This is a genomic window from Candidatus Methylomicrobium oryzae, from assembly GCF_016745425.1.
Lineage (GTDB): Bacteria > Pseudomonadota > Gammaproteobacteria > Methylococcales > Methylomonadaceae > Methylomicrobium > Methylomicrobium oryzae.
The window spans coordinates 52,297-68,402 of the sequence record NZ_JAERVK010000006.1; the positions used below are offsets into that span (position 1 = coordinate 52,297).

The following is a 16,106-nucleotide window of genomic DNA, read 5'->3' on the forward strand; positions in this document are numbered from 1 at the left end:
CCAATCTCTCGGGGTGAAGTATTTAATCAATCTGTACCCCAATCTTCTGTGCTTTCATCTTTTGCTCTGCGCTTAGAGCGCATCCTCTCGCCGGCCAGTAGCAGAATCCCAGTCAAGAATGCGATCGCACTACCGCCTGATCCGGCATCGATCTCGGAGGCTTCATGGGGCCCCCCGTGATTTCCATTACCATTATGTCCGTGGCCATTGTTGCCTCTCGCCTTTATTTTACCGAGGCTAATATCACTCCCGGAATGAGGACGGCTTTTTTCCTGTTCGGCGTAAACATTACTGGTCATCATCAAGGCAATCAGCAAGGCCGGAACGATTTGTCGTCTATTCATAACACACCTCTGTTTTTACTTCCCTATGGCCTCTTCTGTCATCCTTTCGAATACAAAAGCTGGCCGAAGCCCTGACTTAAAGCTTGCCGCATTTCCGCGTACATTTCTGTTCGGCACCTCACCTAGATCCATTCACCTAGACTAAATCGCCAATTATCCGGAATGGATAGTCATTGTATCTAATAATTTCATTATGATCCCTTCAGACTTTGCGATAAACTCGAGCTCATCAATAGTCGGGAATTAACCTAACTATATTCAGTAACACATGGTTTTAAGGGTGGGTAATATGCATTACCAAAACTTTGTATTAATCTATCAAGCTTTGAGTGCCGATTTATTAGGCTTCAAACTTTCTTATTCTGATTGGTCCTTCAAAAAACCCAAAGGCGAGGAGATAGACGTCACTAAAAACCTTATTGATCAGGCTTATAGGCTGTACTGTAAACTCAGTGAAATCACCGTCCAGGAAATTACCCAAAACCAGGAATCTTCTGCACTTTATCGTTATTGCAGGCTGAGTCGAGTACGCGCCAAAGCGTTCATCCGCTATTATCGGCGCAAAACGAAATTCTCACCGCCTGCCCCCTCCTAAGCCGTAGCCGGATCGCGCGGTTTTTTGGATGGCATGTGTCAAAAAAATATTGTTCCTGTGAAAGGTTTTGGCTGGTAATTCCTTTTAAAGTAAGGGGGATCTGGCCTGCGTAAATATGCCGCAGCACCATTAACACTCAACAAAGTCAGAAATGATAAGCCTACAAAAGAGGGTGTTATTGGGCGAAACATCGATTCTGCTAAAAATTTTGGCAGGAGGTTAATATGTACAAGTTAGCCAGTAAAATTTTCCAGGTATTCTGGCGCATTGGTCAATACGATGCCTATACGCAGTCAATGATCTACATCATGCTGGGGTTTTCTGTGTTTCTGTTTGTCGGCTGATTGCACGCATTTTACGGAGTCGACATTTACTTCAAGCTAAACCAATCACTCTATAGAGTGTATTTAAAGGGTCGCGTTTGAAACGCGACCCACTTTCAAAACTCCCCCTGAAAAATATTCTCATTTTTCCCCTAAAAAATGAGAATTTAAATCGGTAGCCTATCCCCATGAGTTTCGCTACCGACATGCTCGCCCAGGTGCGAACGCCTTACACCAACGCGCTGAAGGGCAAAATGACCAAATTTCAACGGCCAATGGCTCGGACAGCACGACATTAAAATGTTGCGGGACGAGGTCGCCCATTGGCAGGCGCAGGTCGACGCCGAAACGACGCGCGCGGGCGGCACTTCAGCGCGCAAGCCGATTCAGGCGGTGATCGGAGACCTCGCGCACGCCGCCGCATCGCAATATCGGGCTATTGTCTAGAATGGCGCCCAACTTGACTTAATTGCAGTCAAGTTGGGCGCATGGCAAAGTAAAATCAGCGCGCGTCAAAACGATCCAGGTCCATCACCTTTGCCCATGCTTGGGCAAAGTCCTGCACGAACTTCTCTTGGGCATCGTCCGAGGCATAAACTTCGGCAACTGCACGCAGCTCCGCGTTGGAACCGAAGATCAGATCGACCGGCGTAGCCGTCCATTTAACCTGACCGGTATCACGGTCCCGCCCTTCGTAAATAGCTTCGGATGACGATTTGGCCCATTGGGTCGACATATCGAGCAGGTTCACGAAGAAGTCGTTACTCAATACGCCCGGCCGGCTGGTGAACACGCCGTGCTTCGAATGGCCGGCGTTGGCATTCAGCGCCCGCATGCCGCCGACCAGCACCGTCATTTCGGGAACGCTCAAGGTCAGGAAGTTTGCCCGCTCGACCAGCATTTCCGCAGGCGAGTGCGCATTATCCTTACCGAAGTAATTGCGGAAGCCGTCGGCTTTGGGCTCCAACACAGCGAACGACTTGGCATCGGTTTGTTCCTGCGCGGCATCCGTACGGCCCGGTTTGAAGGGCACCTGCGCCTTGTAGCCGGCTTTTTTGGCGGCGTCTTCCACAGCCGCGGATCCGCCCAGCACGATCACGTCGGCGAGCGATACTTTCTTGCCGCCTTTCAATGAGCGGTTAAAGTCGTTCCGGATGGATTCCAGACGAGCCAGCACTTTGGCCAGTTCGGCCGGATCGTTGACTTCCCAATCTTTCTGCGGGGCCAGCCGAATCCTCGCGCCATTGGCGCCGCCGCGCATGTCGGTGCCGCGGAAGGTTGCCGCGGAAGCCCAGGCCGTCCTGACCAGCTCTGGAATCGTCAACTCCGAGGCCAGAATGGCCGACTTCAGCTTGGCGGCATCCTTGGCGTCGATCAGTTTATGACCGGCCTTGGGAATCGGATCTTGCCAGATGAAATCCTCGGCAGGCACTTCGGCACCGGCGTAGCGCGCCTTGGGCCCCATGTCGCGATGGGTCAGCTTGAACCAAGCCTTGGCGAAGGCGACTTCAAACTCCTTGGGATTATCGAGAAAGCGCTTGGAGATTTTTTGATACTCGGGGTCCGTTTTCAAAGCGATATCGGTCGTAAACATGATCGGCACATGGCGTTTTTTAGGGTCGTGCGCGTCCGGCACAAAGTTGGCGCCCTGGCCGTTTTTGGGAACCCATTGCGTCGCGCCGGCCGGACTCTTGGTGGTTTCCCAGTCAAAGGTATACAGCCATGTTAAGTAATCGTGGGTCCAGCGCGTCGGGTTGGTCGACCAGGCGCCTTCCAGGCCACTGGAGACAGTGTCGGCGCCATGACCGCTGCCGCATTTGTTGGCCCAGCCCAGGTTCTGCTCTTCAATACCGGCGGCGGCCGGTTCTTTGCCGACGCAATCGGACGGCTTGTGCGCCCCGTGCGCCTTGCCGAAAGTATGCCCGCCCGCGATCAAAGCCACCGTCTCTTCGTCATTCATCGCCATGCGGCCAAAGGCTTCGCGGATATGCTTGCCGGCCGCCAACGGATCGGGGTTGCCGCCCGGCCCTTCCGGATTGACGTAGATCAGCCCCATTTGCACGGCAGCCAGCGGTTTCGCCAGTTCGCCCTTGGCGTCGTGGCGTTCGTCGGCGAGAAATTTCTTTTCCGCTCCCCAATTGACATTCTCGGCTTCCCAGTCGTCTGTCCTGCCGCCCGCGAAACCCATGGTTTTGAACCCCATCTCCTCCAACGCCACGTTGCCGGCCAGCACCATCAGGTCGGCCCAGGACAGCTTGCTGCCGTATTTCTGTTTGACCGGCCACAGCAAGCGCCGGGCTTTGTCCAGGTTGACGTTGTCCGGCCAGCTGTTCAGCGGTTCGAAACGTTGTTGGCCGCCGGAGGCGCCGCCGCGCCCGTCAAAGATACGGTATACGCCGGCACTATGCCAGGCCATACGGATGAAAAACGGTCCGTAATTGCCGTAGTCCGCCGGCCACCAGGGTTGGGAGGTATGCAGCACGCCGGCGATATCATTTTTCACCGCTTTCAGGTCGAGCGTTTTAAATTGTTCGGCATAGTTGAACGCTTTACCCAACGGGTTGGACTCAACCGAGTTCTGGCGGAGCGGTTTCAGGTCCAGCTGATCCGGCCACCAAAAACTGTTCATCGTCGGTTGCGGCTCGGCCCGGACCGGATCGACCGCCAGCACGGCGGATATGGCAACTGCCATTACGGAGACCAGGAATATTTGTCTCGTTTTCATAAAGCACCTTTATTTTTTGTTAGGGGTAATGAGAAAAAATATGCCGGAGAATTTAAACCTATGGATTACGTCTCCGGTAAGCGATAATTCGGCAAACATATTCAACCCGATAACGCAGTTATTTTGAAATTGATTTCGTCGATAAACCCATAGGCGGAATCAATAAGGTGCAGCCGTAAGATGATATTATGTCCGGCCGTTTAGGATCTGGTGGGAGATAACTTTCCGAAGTTGATTGTTATTACTCCCCTCTTTGAAAAAGACGACTGCAGGGATGCCACCACTAAAGGGTGGTCTATGGACAGAGATAGAGTAACGCAGGGAGCAGTTACCGACGACTGCAGGGATGCAGGAGGTAGGCAATGCAGGAGCTATATTGCCGAGGGGCCGGGGGAGATTTTTTAATAAATCCCCCTCGATCCCCCTTTTTCAAAGGGGGAAGTGTTTTTTAACGAAGTCCCCTTTTTCAAAGGCGGAAGTTATTTTTGACGAAATCCTTAGCCGAATATCTTCTCGACCGGCTTTCTTAGCGGATACCCTACTCCAAAGTGGTATAAGAAATTATGAACTTGCGTGATTTGAGCTACCTCGTGGCGGTAGCGGACTTAAGAAACTTCAGTCAAGCGGCTGAGCAATGCTCGATCAGCCAGCCAACCTTGAGCACACAGATTAAGAAACTCGAAGATTATCTGGGCGTCAACTTATTCGTGCGCGAGAAAAACAGTGTGGAAGTTACGGAAGCTTGCGAACAAATTTTGCCGATCGCCCGCAGAATTCTGGCTGACATTCAGACCATTCGGCAAATCGCCGCCCATGCCGGCGACCGTTACCGCAACATGCTGTCGCTGGGAGCCTTTCCCTCTCTGGCAAGCTACGTGCTGCCGGAATATGTATTCCGCATCAAGCAATACTATCCGGATCTCAAGCTTCAACTGGTCGAAGAAAAGACCGATGCGCTCATCGCGTTGCTGCTCGGCAAAAAGCTGGATGCGGCCTTGCTGGCCTTGCCCGTGGAACATGAGGCGCTGGAATGCCGGCCGCTTTTTGAAGATCCGTTTACCTTGGCCGTATGTGCCGACCATCCTCTGGCCCACCTGGAGGAAGTAGACTTGAACAGTGTGGCCAAGGAGAATCTGCTGTTGTTGGATGAAGGGCATTGTTTGCGGGATCAGACGCTGAAGCTGTGCGACCCTTCCCGGTTCGTTGAGCATGATTTCCGGGCTTCCAGCCTGGAAACCCTGCGTTTCATGGTTAAGAACGGCGTCGGAGTTACGCTGATGCCCTCCGTCGCCGTCCAGCCCGAGGATAACGACATTCGCTATATCAACATCCGCCAGCGGCCGAGCCGCACCATTGCGCTCATCTGGCTGCGAACTCATCCTCGCAGCGCGTTGCTGGAAACCTTGGCCAAACTGCTGGCCTATAAACCGTTGCCCTGAGCCTCGCCAAACCGCTTCCTGACTACGCCCCCAATGCGGACAGCGAAGCCGGCATTGGCGAATCTGCGAAGGATGCTCGAAGCCTAACGGCGAAAGGCATTTAGCTGAATCAAGCCTTCGTCGGATTTGGTAATGAAGCCTTGATTGATCAGATCGGCCCAGTCCCGGCTTTCGGTCGCGGGTGAGTAGCGGCGATAGAGTTCTTTATACCACGGTATTTTTTTTAGCTGGTATAAGGAGACAGTTTCTTGTTTGCCGCCAAGATAATCGAGAATAACGTGTTCGCGGTGGTTGATACGCTTATCGCGGAGCAAGTCGCCCAACCAAGCCAATACCAGAAAATGCTGCACCAGATGATTGGCACGGTGGTGCAATCTTTCGAGAGTGACTGCAAAACCTTTTAAGACAAACTCAATAAAGCATTGATTGCAGAAGTCCGGATGGGTCTTTTCCTGTTTACGCGCGAGATTGAAAGCTGAAAAATAGGCATCGATGTTTTCCAGATAGTAGCGATCGATACCCCGCCCTGCGTATTTGTCGCCGGATGCCAGCAGAATGGTCTTTTCCAACAGCCGTCCCACGCGTCCGTTACCGTCCTGGAAAGGATGTATCCGTTCGAAATAATAATGGGCGAGCGGAGCGCGAAGCAGACTCGGCAAGCCGATGATTTCGTCGCTATTCAGCCATTCGATCAACTTGCTCATGAGCAATTTAATATCGGCGTGTGCTTGCGGAGGCTTATAGACACCGCCATGTTCGCCGTCACCGACTTTTGTTATTTTGCCTTTGGGATTATCGCGATATTCTCCGGGACGATAGCGCTCATCGTTAATTTCCTTACTAATGAGCCGGTGCAACGATAAGATAAAGGTTTCGGACACCATAAACCGAGGCCGACCGGTTTCCTGCGCTTGTATGGCGGCAGTTTCCGCAAACCGATAGGCTTGGGTCAGATTGCTGATACGACGTTTGTGTTCTTCCTGGGTAATTCCTGGGGTGGATTCGATCACCTGCAAAATTTCGTCTTCCGTTAGCGTTCCGCCTTCAATCGTGTCGGTGCCGTGTATGCTGGATAACAGCGTCTCTTTCTCCAACTGGGAAGCGATGTCCGGCAATAACGGCAGCGATGAAAATAACCGATGCCCATAATTGACTTTGTCTATCAGCGGTTGAAGCCGGGCTAAATCAAATCCCGCTTGAAAGATAAAGATGCCGGAGCGATGGGTTTCGACTATCAATAACATGGCATCAAATTTTTCGAGCGTTTCCGCAATGATTTATGAAAATGTAAATATTTGTTTTATAAAATGAATATAAGTTATTTTCAAAGTTTATGAAAGCACTTTTGCAAGGCTTTTGATTAATTGGTAATAAAGCCGTCCGGAGTTAAGCTGAATTACGGAGCGCATCCCAGGCAATTTTTAGCCCGTATACCTATCGAACAGGTATATTCACGTGTGAATGTAAGGAGAGCCGATATGCTGAAAGCCATGAAACTGTTAGCCGTACTGGGTATTTGCCTCGCCTCGCTGCCCGGATGGGCCAAGACGGCCCGCGGCAAGCCCAAAGCCGTCACGGCCATTAATATCGCCCTGGATCCGGATGCGGCGCTAATGCAGAACGTAAAAGCCGCCAATGCCCGCCTGCTGCGGGACACGCCGAAGGGATTCGCCTTCGATGCTACCCACAAGCCTCACATTACGCTCCTGCAGCGCTACGTGCTGACCGAACACCTCGACGGCCTTTACGCTGCGGTCGACAGAGTCCTCGCCAACCGGAAGGGCATCGATTTAAAGCTGCAGGCCTCCCGGTACGATTACACCCCCTGGAAAAATAAGGGGATTGGAATCCTGGTTGTCGAGCCGACTCCGGCGCTCCGCGCTCTGCAGCAACAATTGATCGAGGCGGCCGCCCCTTTTACGGTGAAAACAGGAACGGCTGCCGCTTTCTTTATCACCCCCGCCGAGCCCGACATAAACCCGACGACTGCCGATTACGTTGAGACCTTTATACCCAAGCACACCGGCGACAATTACCATCCCCATGTCACCCTCGGCATGGCCTCGCCGGATTATCTGAAGAAAATAATCGCCGAACCTTTTAAAGCGTTCACGTTTTCGCCGGCCGGGGTATCGGTCTATCAACTCGGCAATTTCGGGACGGCGCGAAAGCAACTGAAAACCTGGCCAGGGGAACCTTGAAAGTGCCTGCCGGTAAATGGAACCGATAGGCGAAATCGCCCTTTTTTATCTTCCGAATTTCTAACGCCGAACGATAACCGGCTTGTCGGAAAGCTCGTCCGGATTGCGTTCTCCGGAGGGGAAATGGGTTATCAGAATCTTCGAGATGCGTTCGATACCGTCCAGCGAACCTTTCCGGAAGTCGCCGCCGCGAAATGCTTCCTGCATGACCTGAGCCAGGCTATCCCATTCGGATTGCGGCACGCGCTTGGCGATGCCTCGGTCCGCAACGATATGCACTTCCCGGTCGGCCAGTAACAGATAGATCAATACGCCGCTGTTTTCTTCGGTATCCCATACCCGTAGATTCGCAAATACTTCGGTCGCCCGCTGCTGCGCCGACAGGCCGCGCCAAACCCAGGCGGGCGCCAACGCATTTTCGACAGCGAAACGCAGCTCGCCGCGGTGGAGGCGTTCGGATTGATGCACCGCCGCTTCCACATCATTGAGTAAAGCAGCGGAAAATGCCAAACGCCAACGCCAAGGCGGCATGAAAGTATGGATGAGCCAACGCTTGATGTTTACCATGAACCGGACGCGCCCCCGCCGCCGAATCGGCCGCCACCGCCGCCCCCCCAAGAACTTCCTCCGCCGTACCCGCCGCCATAGCCGCCTCCGAAACCGCCGCCGCTGGACCAGCCGCCGTAATTTCTCTGGCGAATGCCGACAATGAAAAACACCATCAGCCCGATCAGGAACGCCGCGAAACCTAAGCCGAACAACAGCGCTCCTACCGCGCCGCTGCCCAAACCTGCCAGCATTCCGCCCATGACCCGCCCCAGCATCGCGGACAATATCCAGCCCGCGACGATTCCGCCGAACAGAACGAACATAAAAGCCCCGCCGTTCTGCTCCCCAGCCGGCGCTTCCTGCGGCGGCGGCAGACGCTCGCCTTCGATCAGGCGCATCAGTTGGGTAACTCCCGCCTCGATGCCGCCGGCAAAATCGCCGGCTTTGAAATACGGGGTGATCGTTTCGGCGATCACGCGTTTGGCGATCGCGTCCGGAATCGCCCCTTCCAGACCGTAACCCACTTCCAGCCGCATTTTTCGATCGTCTTTCGCCACGATCAGAATCACCCCGTCATCGACCTTCTTGCGGCCGATCTTCCAGGCGTCCGCCACCCGTATCCCGAATTGGGCGATATCTTCAGGCTGCGTAGTCGGGACGATCAGGACCGCAATCTGGCTGCCCTGTTTGGCTTCGAAGGCGGCCAATTCATTTTCCAGCGCGTTCGCTTGTGTTGCACTCAGCGTGGAGGTCAGATCAGTGACGCGGTGCGACAGGTCGGGAATCGCAACGAGCGCTTCCGCTGCGGTGATAAACAGCAGCAGAATCAACCCGATACCGAAGCGCATGAACGTCAGCATCGACACCTCCTATCGAGCGGGAGCCCCTGCCGGCGCAGGAGCTCCGAAATCGACTTTGGGCGGCTGCGAAATGGCGCGCTCATTTTCTACGGTAAAGCTCGGCTTGGTCTTATAGCCGAACAGCATCGCGGTTAGATTGGTAGGAAAAGACCGTACGGTCAGGTTGTATTCTTTTACCGCATCGATATAGCGGTTGCGGGCGACCGCAATGCGATTTTCGGTGCCTTCCAGTTGCGCCTGCAAATCGCGGAACAAGCTATCGGCCTTCAATTGCGGATAATTTTCCGCCACTCCCAGCAAGCGCGAAATCGCGCTGGTCATTTCTCCCTGGGCCGCAATGAATTTTCGGAAGGCCTCCTCGTCGTCGACCAGCTCCGGGGTGGCCTGGATCGATCCCACTCGGGCCCGTGCCTGCGTCACCTCCGTCAGCACGTCCTTTTCGTGCGAGGCATACCCTTTAACCACGTTAACTAGGTTAGGCACCAAGTCGGCGCGGCGCTGGTACTGGTTCAATACCTCGCTCCATGCGGCTTTGATGTTCTCATCGCCCGACTGCAGCGTGTTATAGCCGCAACCGGACAACATCATCGCAATGAATGAAGCCAATAGCCATTTAAACATTTCGGTTTTCCTCATTTTTATTTTGAAAGTCGTCCAGCTTTAACGTCAAAACACGAACAAATCCAATTGCCTATGCGGTACGATTCAGTTGGCAATTAAAGCGGCTTGCGTATCAAGCAGGTGTGTGCGCCGTAAAAAATCGACAGTTATAATTTCCCTGACTTTATTTTAAGGGCCGCCTAAAAAAGCAACTCGTTCAGAATCGTCCGTATTCTATGACTTAAAGTATCCTGCAACAATTCCGGCCAATTATTTCTATCCAAAATAAATAGAGGGAGTTTGAGAGTGATCTCTTACGAAATATCGTGACTTGAAACCACCGTTGCAGTAAGTTCTTACCGTCTCCTTCAACTCGCCTATACAATGAAAGAATATTCTTCATCGCAAAATTTATCGGCAGAGCATTTACTCCAGCACCTGCCCGTATCGGCTTTCGTGCTGAACTCCCAGCATCAGGTCGTGATCTGGAACAAGGCCTGCGAGCAACTGACCGGCCTAAAAGCGGAAGAAATGACAGGCAGCGATCGGCATTGGCAGGGCTTTTATACCGAAAAACGCCCCTGTCTGGCGGACTTGCTGCTCGACGATAGTCTCGGCGACGTCAAGGGACTGTATGAATGGGCCGGCGCCCCCGCATCCCGGACCGATATTTACCATACCGAAAACTGGTGCCCGATGCCTGACGGACGCCGGCTGTATCTGGTGATCGATGCCTGCGCGATTCATGACGAAAACGGCGAAGTCGTGGCAGTCGTCGAAACCCAGCGCGACCGCACCGAGCAGCGCCTGATGATGCAGGCGCTCGGCGAAAGCGAACAACGGATTTCATCGATTCTCGGTTCGGCGATGGACGCGATTGTGACGGTCGACGAACGCCACAATATCACTTTATTCAATGCGGCGGCCGCGCGCATCTTTCGCTGCGCCGCCGACTTCGCGATCGGTCAGCCGTTCGAGCGCTTTATCGCCCCGCGGTGCAACCCATTATTCAAACAATTCATCGCTTTCGACAGCGCCACTAAAACGCCCGCCTGGGTACCGGAAGGGCTCAGTGCCCGCCGCGCGGACGGTGAGGAATTTCCGATCGAAGCGACCTTTTCGCCGCTGGAAGCCGGCGGTCAAAAACTCTTTACGATCATCCTGCGCGACGTCAACGACCGCCGCCTTGCCGAACAGAAATTGGAACGGCTGCAGCAGGAAAAAGGCTATCTGCAGGAAGTGATCAACGACGAGCACAATCCGGGCGATTTCATCAGCGGTTCCAAGGTGATGCGGACCGTGATGGAACAGGTCAGGATGGTCGCCCGCACCGATACCCCGGTGCTGCTGCTCGGCGAAACCGGTACCGGCAAGGAACTCCTGGCGCGGGCGATCCACGAATACAGTAGCCGCAACGCGGCAATCCTGGTCAAGGTCAACTGCGCAGCGCTCCCTGCCGAGCTGATCGAAAGCGAACTGTTCGGCCATGAAAAAGGCGCCTTCACCGGCGCGATTCAACAGCGCAAAGGCCGCTTCGAACTGGCCGACGGCGGCACGCTGTTCCTGGACGAGGTGGGCGAACTGTCCCAGCCGGCACAGGCCAAACTGCTCCGGGTGCTGCAGGAACAGGAGTTCGAGCGCGTGGGCGGCAGCGAGTCGATCCGGGTAGACGTACGGATCATCGCGGCCACGAACCGCAATTTGCCCGAAGAGATCGCGGCGGGCCGATTCCGAGCCGACCTCTATTACCGGCTGAACGTGTTCCCGGTCGAAGTACCGGCGCTACGGCAGCGGAGCGCAGATATTCCGCTGCTCGCGCGTTTTTTCCTGACCAAATATGCGAAAAAATTCGGCAAGCATTTCGACGACATCGAGCCTGCCGGCCTTGACCAGTTAAAATGCTACGTCTGGCCCGGCAATGTCCGCGAATTGCAGAACGTGATCGAGCGGGCGGTGATTCTGTCGCGGGGCTCGCTGCTGGAAATCCCCCCTTTGCAGCCTTCTCGAGACAAGAGCCCTCCCCTGCCAATAAAACCGCAAACGCTCGAATCACTGGAGAAAGAACATATCCTGCGCACATTGAAAGAAACCGGCTGGGTAATTTCCGGCCCGAAAGGAGCCGCCGCGATTCTCGGCATAAATCCGAATACCTTGCGCTCCCGAATGCTAAAACTAGGAATTTCCCGAACCGACTGACGTAGGGTACGCTGTGCGTACCATTAAATGCCAATAAGGTACGCACAGCGTACCCTACTTAACTCATCTCTTGGTGTCATTTATGTCATACTTTCGACGTGCTTATGTTCCCGGCGGCTCGTTCTTCTTTACTGTGGTAACCGAAAAGCGAGCCCCGATTCTCTGCACCGATACCTCGCGCTCCATCCTGCGCACTGCCATTCGAGAATGCCAACGGCATTGGCCGTTTCGGATCGATGCGCTGGTTTTACTCGACGATCATCTACACGTCCTTTTGACTCTGCCGGAAGGCGACTCCCGTTATTCGGCGCGTTGGGGATGGATCAAAAAAGAATTTACCAAAGCGTATCTGGCTGCCGGCGGCAGCGAGCAAGCCCTTAGCGATTCACGGATTCGTCAAAGACGGCATGGCGTTTTCCAACGCCGGTTTTGGGAACATACGATCCGGGACGAAGACGATTATGCGCGGCATTTCGATTATATCCACTATAACCCGGTAAAACATGGGTATGTGGAATCGGTGCAGGATTGGCCTTATTCGACTTTTCACCGCTGGGTTAAGCAGGGCGTTTATCCGCCGCATTGGGGCAATACAGTATACGGAGTCATGGAGTTTGATGATCTGGATATTACCGCCATGGAATAAAGGCACGTTGCACCTCTTTAACGTTTCATGGTACGCACAGCGTACCCTACGACTGATATTGTGCCGTAGGGTACGCTGTGCGTACCTTTTTTCATAAATTTATATTCCGGAAGAACACGAAAAACTAAAAAAACGGTACGCGCAGCGTACCCTACAATGGAATCACGATAATGGAATCACGATATTTCGTTAAATTTACGATATTTAGCGAAACCGTAATTTTTATAGCCTTCGCTCTTCTCCCGAATTCTTCATTAAACTACTGATTTAAATATACTTAACAAGGATTTTTTCATTTCCGGCATGGCTCTTGCTGTACTACGGATAATCTCACCTCGAGGTGATTTCCGAAAATACCAAACCATGACCGAAAACGATAACACCGCCCGGGCCGCCTGGGCGACCTTGACTCACGACAGCCTCACCAGCGCTGAAACAAACGAACGCGCCCTGACCCGAACGCAATTTTTCTTCCTGAACGTCGCCCTGCTGCTCGGCAATATCCTGGTGCTGTTCAATACCGGCGCTTTTGCCTCGATCAGCCTGCATGCAACCGGCGGTCTCGGCGTCAGCCCGAGCCATGCCGGCTGGATGCAAAGCTATTATTTCGTCAGTCTGGCCTTGGCTCTGCCGGTCAGTTCCTCGCTGTCGGCCGCTGTCGGCGAAGTCCGCCTTTATCTGGCAGCGATGGCCGGGGTGGCGCTGGCTTCGCTGCTCTGCGCCGCGACTTCCGACCTGTCCTGGTTTTTAACCGGGCGGGCGCTGCAAGGCTTTTTCGGAGGACTGACCATTCCGCTGTCGCAGACACTGCTGATGCGCGAGTATCCTGAATCGGCCAAGTCTTTCGCAGTCTCGCTGTGGAGTATTGCCGCGCTGAGCCCGTTTACGCTGGGGCCTGCGGCCGGCGGCTGGATCGCGGACCAATGGGGATGGCGCTGGCTGTTCTACCTGAACATCCCCCTGCCCTTGTTGTCTTCGACTCTGGTCTGGGCCTTGTTGTTCGACCGGCACGCGCCTGGGCGGAAAAAGCCGTTCGACAAGACCGGCTTTCTGCTGCTGGCCGCCGCGCTGTTCTGCCTGCAGACCGTACTGAACCAGGGACAGGACGCCGACTGGTTCAACTCGCCCGGATTGATCGCTACCGCGCTGGCGGGCACGGCAATGCTGGGTTATTTCATCGTTTGGGAACTGGCGGAACGCTCGCCGCTGCTCGACTTGCGCTTGTTCAGCCAGCGCAATTTCGCGATCGGCAGCCTGCTGCTGAGCCTCGGCTTCATGATCATGTACGGCTTGCTGTCGGTGCTGCTGGTGCGTTTGCAGACAGTCGCCGGCTACACCTCGTTTCTGGCCGGCAGCGTGCTGCTGCCTTTAGTGTTCCTGGCCAAACCGATGGCGAGCGTCATGCACCGGATCGTGCACTGTTTCGACGCCCGCCTACTGGTCTGCATCAACATGCTGCTGTTCGCGCTGTTTTGCGGCTGGACCAGCCGGTACGACTTCTTCGGCCGCGGCGGCTGGTTTACTCAGCCGTTATGGACGCAGGTACTGGAAGGCTTCTGCCTGGGCGGCCTGTTCGTACCGTTGACCACGTTGTTCCTTTCCGGATTGGCGCCGAAACGGCAAACCCAAGCCGTCGAACTGGGCGGCCTGCTGCGGGTAATGGGCGGCAGCATAGCCTCCCCCTTATTCGGCGTATTCTGGGAACGGCGTACCGCCTTCCATCAAAGCCGCCTGATCGAAAGCTTTTCACTGTACGACGGCTGGTCGGCGCACACGATCGACCGCCTGCACGACGCCGGCCTGCACGGCACGTTGGCTACCGCAAGGCTTGCCGCTCTCGCCGGCCAGCATGCCTCAATCCTGGGGCTGAACGACACGTTCAGGCTGTCGGCCTGGCTCTTCGTAGGCCTTGCGGGACTGGTCTGGTTTGCCGCCCCGGTCGGACCGAGATCTGCCGTGCCCCCGAAAGAAGACAGGCGTCTGGAAGCTTTAGAAGACTTGGTAGAGGAACCGTAACGATGAGGCTGGTTAAAATCACCCTGCTCGCGGCCGCTTTCTCTTTGAACGGCTGCGCCCTGTTGCCGGAAGACGGCGTACGCGCCAAACCGATCGCACCGCCCAAACTGACCCAAACGCTCGCCACCGATCCGCAGGCCGAGAAGATCGTACAGGAGTGGCCCCGGGCGCAATGGTGGCAGGCATTCCAAAATCCCGAACTGACCCGTCTGATCGAAACGGCACTGCGGGATAATCCCAGCCTGCGCGTGGTTTCCGCGCGCCTGACCCAGGCGGAAGCCGCCGCGGATTTTCAGGCTGCCGAAATGCTGCCGAGCATCCATGCCAGCGTCGAATTGCATCACCGCCGTTTTTCGGCTACCGATTTTTACGGCCCCAACGGCGGTAAAACCTTTACCGGCGCCTACATCGACCCCATGGTCTTCCATTATCACCTCGACCTGTGGGGCAAGGACAAAGCTGCGCTGGAGGCGGCGCTCGGCAAGGAAAAAGCGCAAGCGTCAGAGTTGGCGATGGCGCGACTGCTGCTGAGCGCCGCAATCGCCCGCAGCTATTTCAGCTTGCGCGCAACCGAGGAGGATGCCGAGCTGGCCCGGGATTTGAGCGGGAAAATCGAAGAAAAACGTCAACTGGCGGAACTGCGCTGGCAACGCGGATTAAGCAATCAGGATCCGGTTTACGCCAATCGGCAGCAACTGGAAGCGGCGCGCCAGCGGGAGACCCGCGCACGTCACGACACCCAGGTATTGCGGAACCGGCTGGCAACGCTGGCCGGGCAAGGGCCTGATTGGGGAAAATCCGTTCGAGCCGCCCGCATCGAAATCCTCGGCTACCTGCCGAAGCCGGAAACAGTGGCCTTGGGCCTGCTGGCGCATCGTCCGGACGTGGCGGCAGCGCTATGGCGGGTAGAATCGGCCGCCCAAATGATCAAAGTCGCGAAGACCAATTTTTATCCCGACGTCGATCTGGTGGGTTTTGCCGGCCTGCGCAGCCTGAATCTGAAGGATTTGTTTCTCTCGCACGGCGCCAGCGTCGCCTACGGTATGGGACCGACCTTGACCCTGCCGATCTTCGAAGGCGGGCGCCTGGAGGCGGAATTGAAGAGCCAGGAGGCCGGTTTTGATGCCGCAGTCGAAAGCTATAACGACACCCTGCTGACCGCCGTTCAGCAGGTCGCCGACAGCTTGGCCGAATGGCGGCAGAGTTCCGAGCACGAGATGTCCGAGGCACGTGCGCTGAAAGCTGCCGAGGCCGAATCCGAGCTGGCCCGTAAGCGTTTTCAGGCAGGACTCAGCGATCGTGACGGCATGATCGATGCCGAAACGGCACTGATCGAGCAGCGTCTGACCGCCAGCGAACTGCATAACGCCCATCTTCTGGCCGCCGTGAGCCTGATCGAAGCCCTGGGCGGCGGTTATGAAAACGGCGAAGCCGCGGCGTTGAAAAGCCGCGTTAGTTATAAGGTAGTCAAGTAGTACCGTTAGCCGCAAAAGGTACGCACAGCGTACCCTACGAGAAGCGCTCCCTCAGAGCCTGCCGGTTCCCTTCAGATAGGTTGGCTAAAACAGATTTATTACGCAAAAAGGTGCGCCCTGGATTTCTTGTCCCGAAC

At 55.1% G+C, this 16,106-nt stretch carries 14 protein-coding genes; 8 read left to right on the forward strand and 6 right to left on the reverse strand.

The annotated features are described in order from the left end of the window. Nucleotides 1-26 precede the first annotated feature (26 nt). Nucleotides 27-344: a VPEID-CTERM sorting domain-containing protein gene (locus JJL52_RS08195; protein ID WP_202051920.1), complete on the reverse strand. Its 318-nt coding sequence runs from the start codon at nt 342-344 to the stop codon at nt 27-29. 289 nt (nt 345-633) lie between these two features. On the opposite strand from JJL52_RS08195, the gene JJL52_RS08200 reads away from it, so the two are divergent. After that, on the forward strand, nt 634-939 hold the full coding sequence (locus JJL52_RS08200; protein ID WP_202051921.1) for a hypothetical protein: 306 nt from the start codon (nt 634-636) through the stop codon (nt 937-939). A 623-nt stretch (nt 940-1,562) separates the two neighbouring features. Beyond that, entirely contained in the window at nt 1,563-1,709 is a 147-nt protein-coding gene (locus JJL52_RS08205; protein ID WP_202051922.1) for a hypothetical protein, read from the forward strand. A gap of 55 nt (nt 1,710-1,764) precedes the next feature. Here the strand turns inward: JJL52_RS08205 and katG are convergent, their stop codons facing one another. Beyond that, on the reverse strand, nt 1,765-3,954 hold the full coding sequence (gene katG, locus JJL52_RS08210; protein WP_272901722.1) for a catalase/peroxidase HPI: 2,190 nt from the start codon (nt 3,952-3,954) through the stop codon (nt 1,765-1,767). 596 nt (nt 3,955-4,550) lie between these two features. Between katG and JJL52_RS08215 the strand changes: the two genes are divergently transcribed. Beyond that, complete coding sequence (locus tag JJL52_RS08215; RefSeq protein ID WP_202051924.1) at nt 4,551-5,426, forward strand: LysR substrate-binding domain-containing protein; 876 nt, start codon at nt 4,551-4,553, stop codon at nt 5,424-5,426. An 83-nt stretch (nt 5,427-5,509) separates the two neighbouring features. On the opposite strand, the gene JJL52_RS08220 is transcribed toward JJL52_RS08215, so the two are convergent. Further along, nucleotides 5,510-6,670 carry a Fic family protein gene (locus JJL52_RS08220; RefSeq protein ID WP_202051925.1) on the reverse strand — a complete coding sequence of 387 codons (1,161 nt, stop codon included), beginning with the start codon at nt 6,668-6,670 and terminating at the stop codon, nt 5,510-5,512. A 234-nt stretch (nt 6,671-6,904) separates the two neighbouring features. Between JJL52_RS08220 and JJL52_RS08225 the strand changes: the two genes are divergently transcribed. Continuing rightward, nucleotides 6,905-7,627 carry a 2'-5' RNA ligase family protein gene (locus JJL52_RS08225; protein ID WP_202051926.1) on the forward strand — a complete coding sequence of 241 codons (723 nt, stop codon included), beginning with the start codon at nt 6,905-6,907 and terminating at the stop codon, nt 7,625-7,627. Between the two features lie 60 nt (nt 7,628-7,687). Here JJL52_RS08225 and JJL52_RS08230 read toward each other — a convergent pair whose 3' ends face one another. Genes JJL52_RS08230 through JJL52_RS08240 form a run of 3 tightly spaced genes read right to left on the reverse strand, consistent with a single transcriptional unit; the run spans nt 7,688 to nt 9,657 of the window. Further along, a complete protein-coding gene (locus JJL52_RS08230; RefSeq protein WP_236994140.1) occupies nt 7,688-8,137 on the reverse strand; it encodes a TPM domain-containing protein in 450 nt (149 codons plus the stop codon). A 50-nt stretch (nt 8,138-8,187) separates the two neighbouring features. Next, nucleotides 8,188-9,036, reverse strand: a complete 849-nt coding sequence (locus JJL52_RS21550) for a TPM domain-containing protein (RefSeq protein ID WP_202051928.1) — start codon at nt 9,034-9,036, stop codon at nt 8,188-8,190. A gap of 9 nt (nt 9,037-9,045) precedes the next feature. Beyond that, on the reverse strand, nt 9,046-9,657 hold the full coding sequence (locus JJL52_RS08240; RefSeq protein WP_202051929.1) for a LemA family protein: 612 nt from the start codon (nt 9,655-9,657) through the stop codon (nt 9,046-9,048). A 363-nt stretch (nt 9,658-10,020) separates the two neighbouring features. Here JJL52_RS08240 and JJL52_RS08245 point away from each other — a divergent pair, with 363 nt between their 5' ends. The 4 genes from JJL52_RS08245 (at nt 10,021) to JJL52_RS08260 (ending at nt 15,969) form a co-directional block, all read left to right on the forward strand. Then, entirely contained in the window at nt 10,021-11,832 is a 1,812-nt protein-coding gene (locus JJL52_RS08245) for a sigma 54-interacting transcriptional regulator (RefSeq protein ID WP_202051930.1), read from the forward strand. A gap of 82 nt (nt 11,833-11,914) precedes the next feature. Beyond that, nucleotides 11,915-12,478, forward strand: a complete 564-nt coding sequence (locus tag JJL52_RS08250) for an REP-associated tyrosine transposase (RefSeq protein ID WP_202051931.1) — start codon at nt 11,915-11,917, stop codon at nt 12,476-12,478. A 363-nt stretch (nt 12,479-12,841) separates the two neighbouring features. Then, nucleotides 12,842-14,494, forward strand: a complete 1,653-nt coding sequence (locus JJL52_RS08255) for a DHA2 family efflux MFS transporter permease subunit (protein ID WP_202051932.1) — start codon at nt 12,842-12,844, stop codon at nt 14,492-14,494. A gap of 2 nt (nt 14,495-14,496) precedes the next feature. After that, on the forward strand, nt 14,497-15,969 hold the full coding sequence (locus tag JJL52_RS08260; RefSeq protein WP_202051933.1) for an efflux transporter outer membrane subunit: 1,473 nt from the start codon (nt 14,497-14,499) through the stop codon (nt 15,967-15,969). The last annotated feature ends 137 nt before the right edge of the window (nt 15,970-16,106 follow it).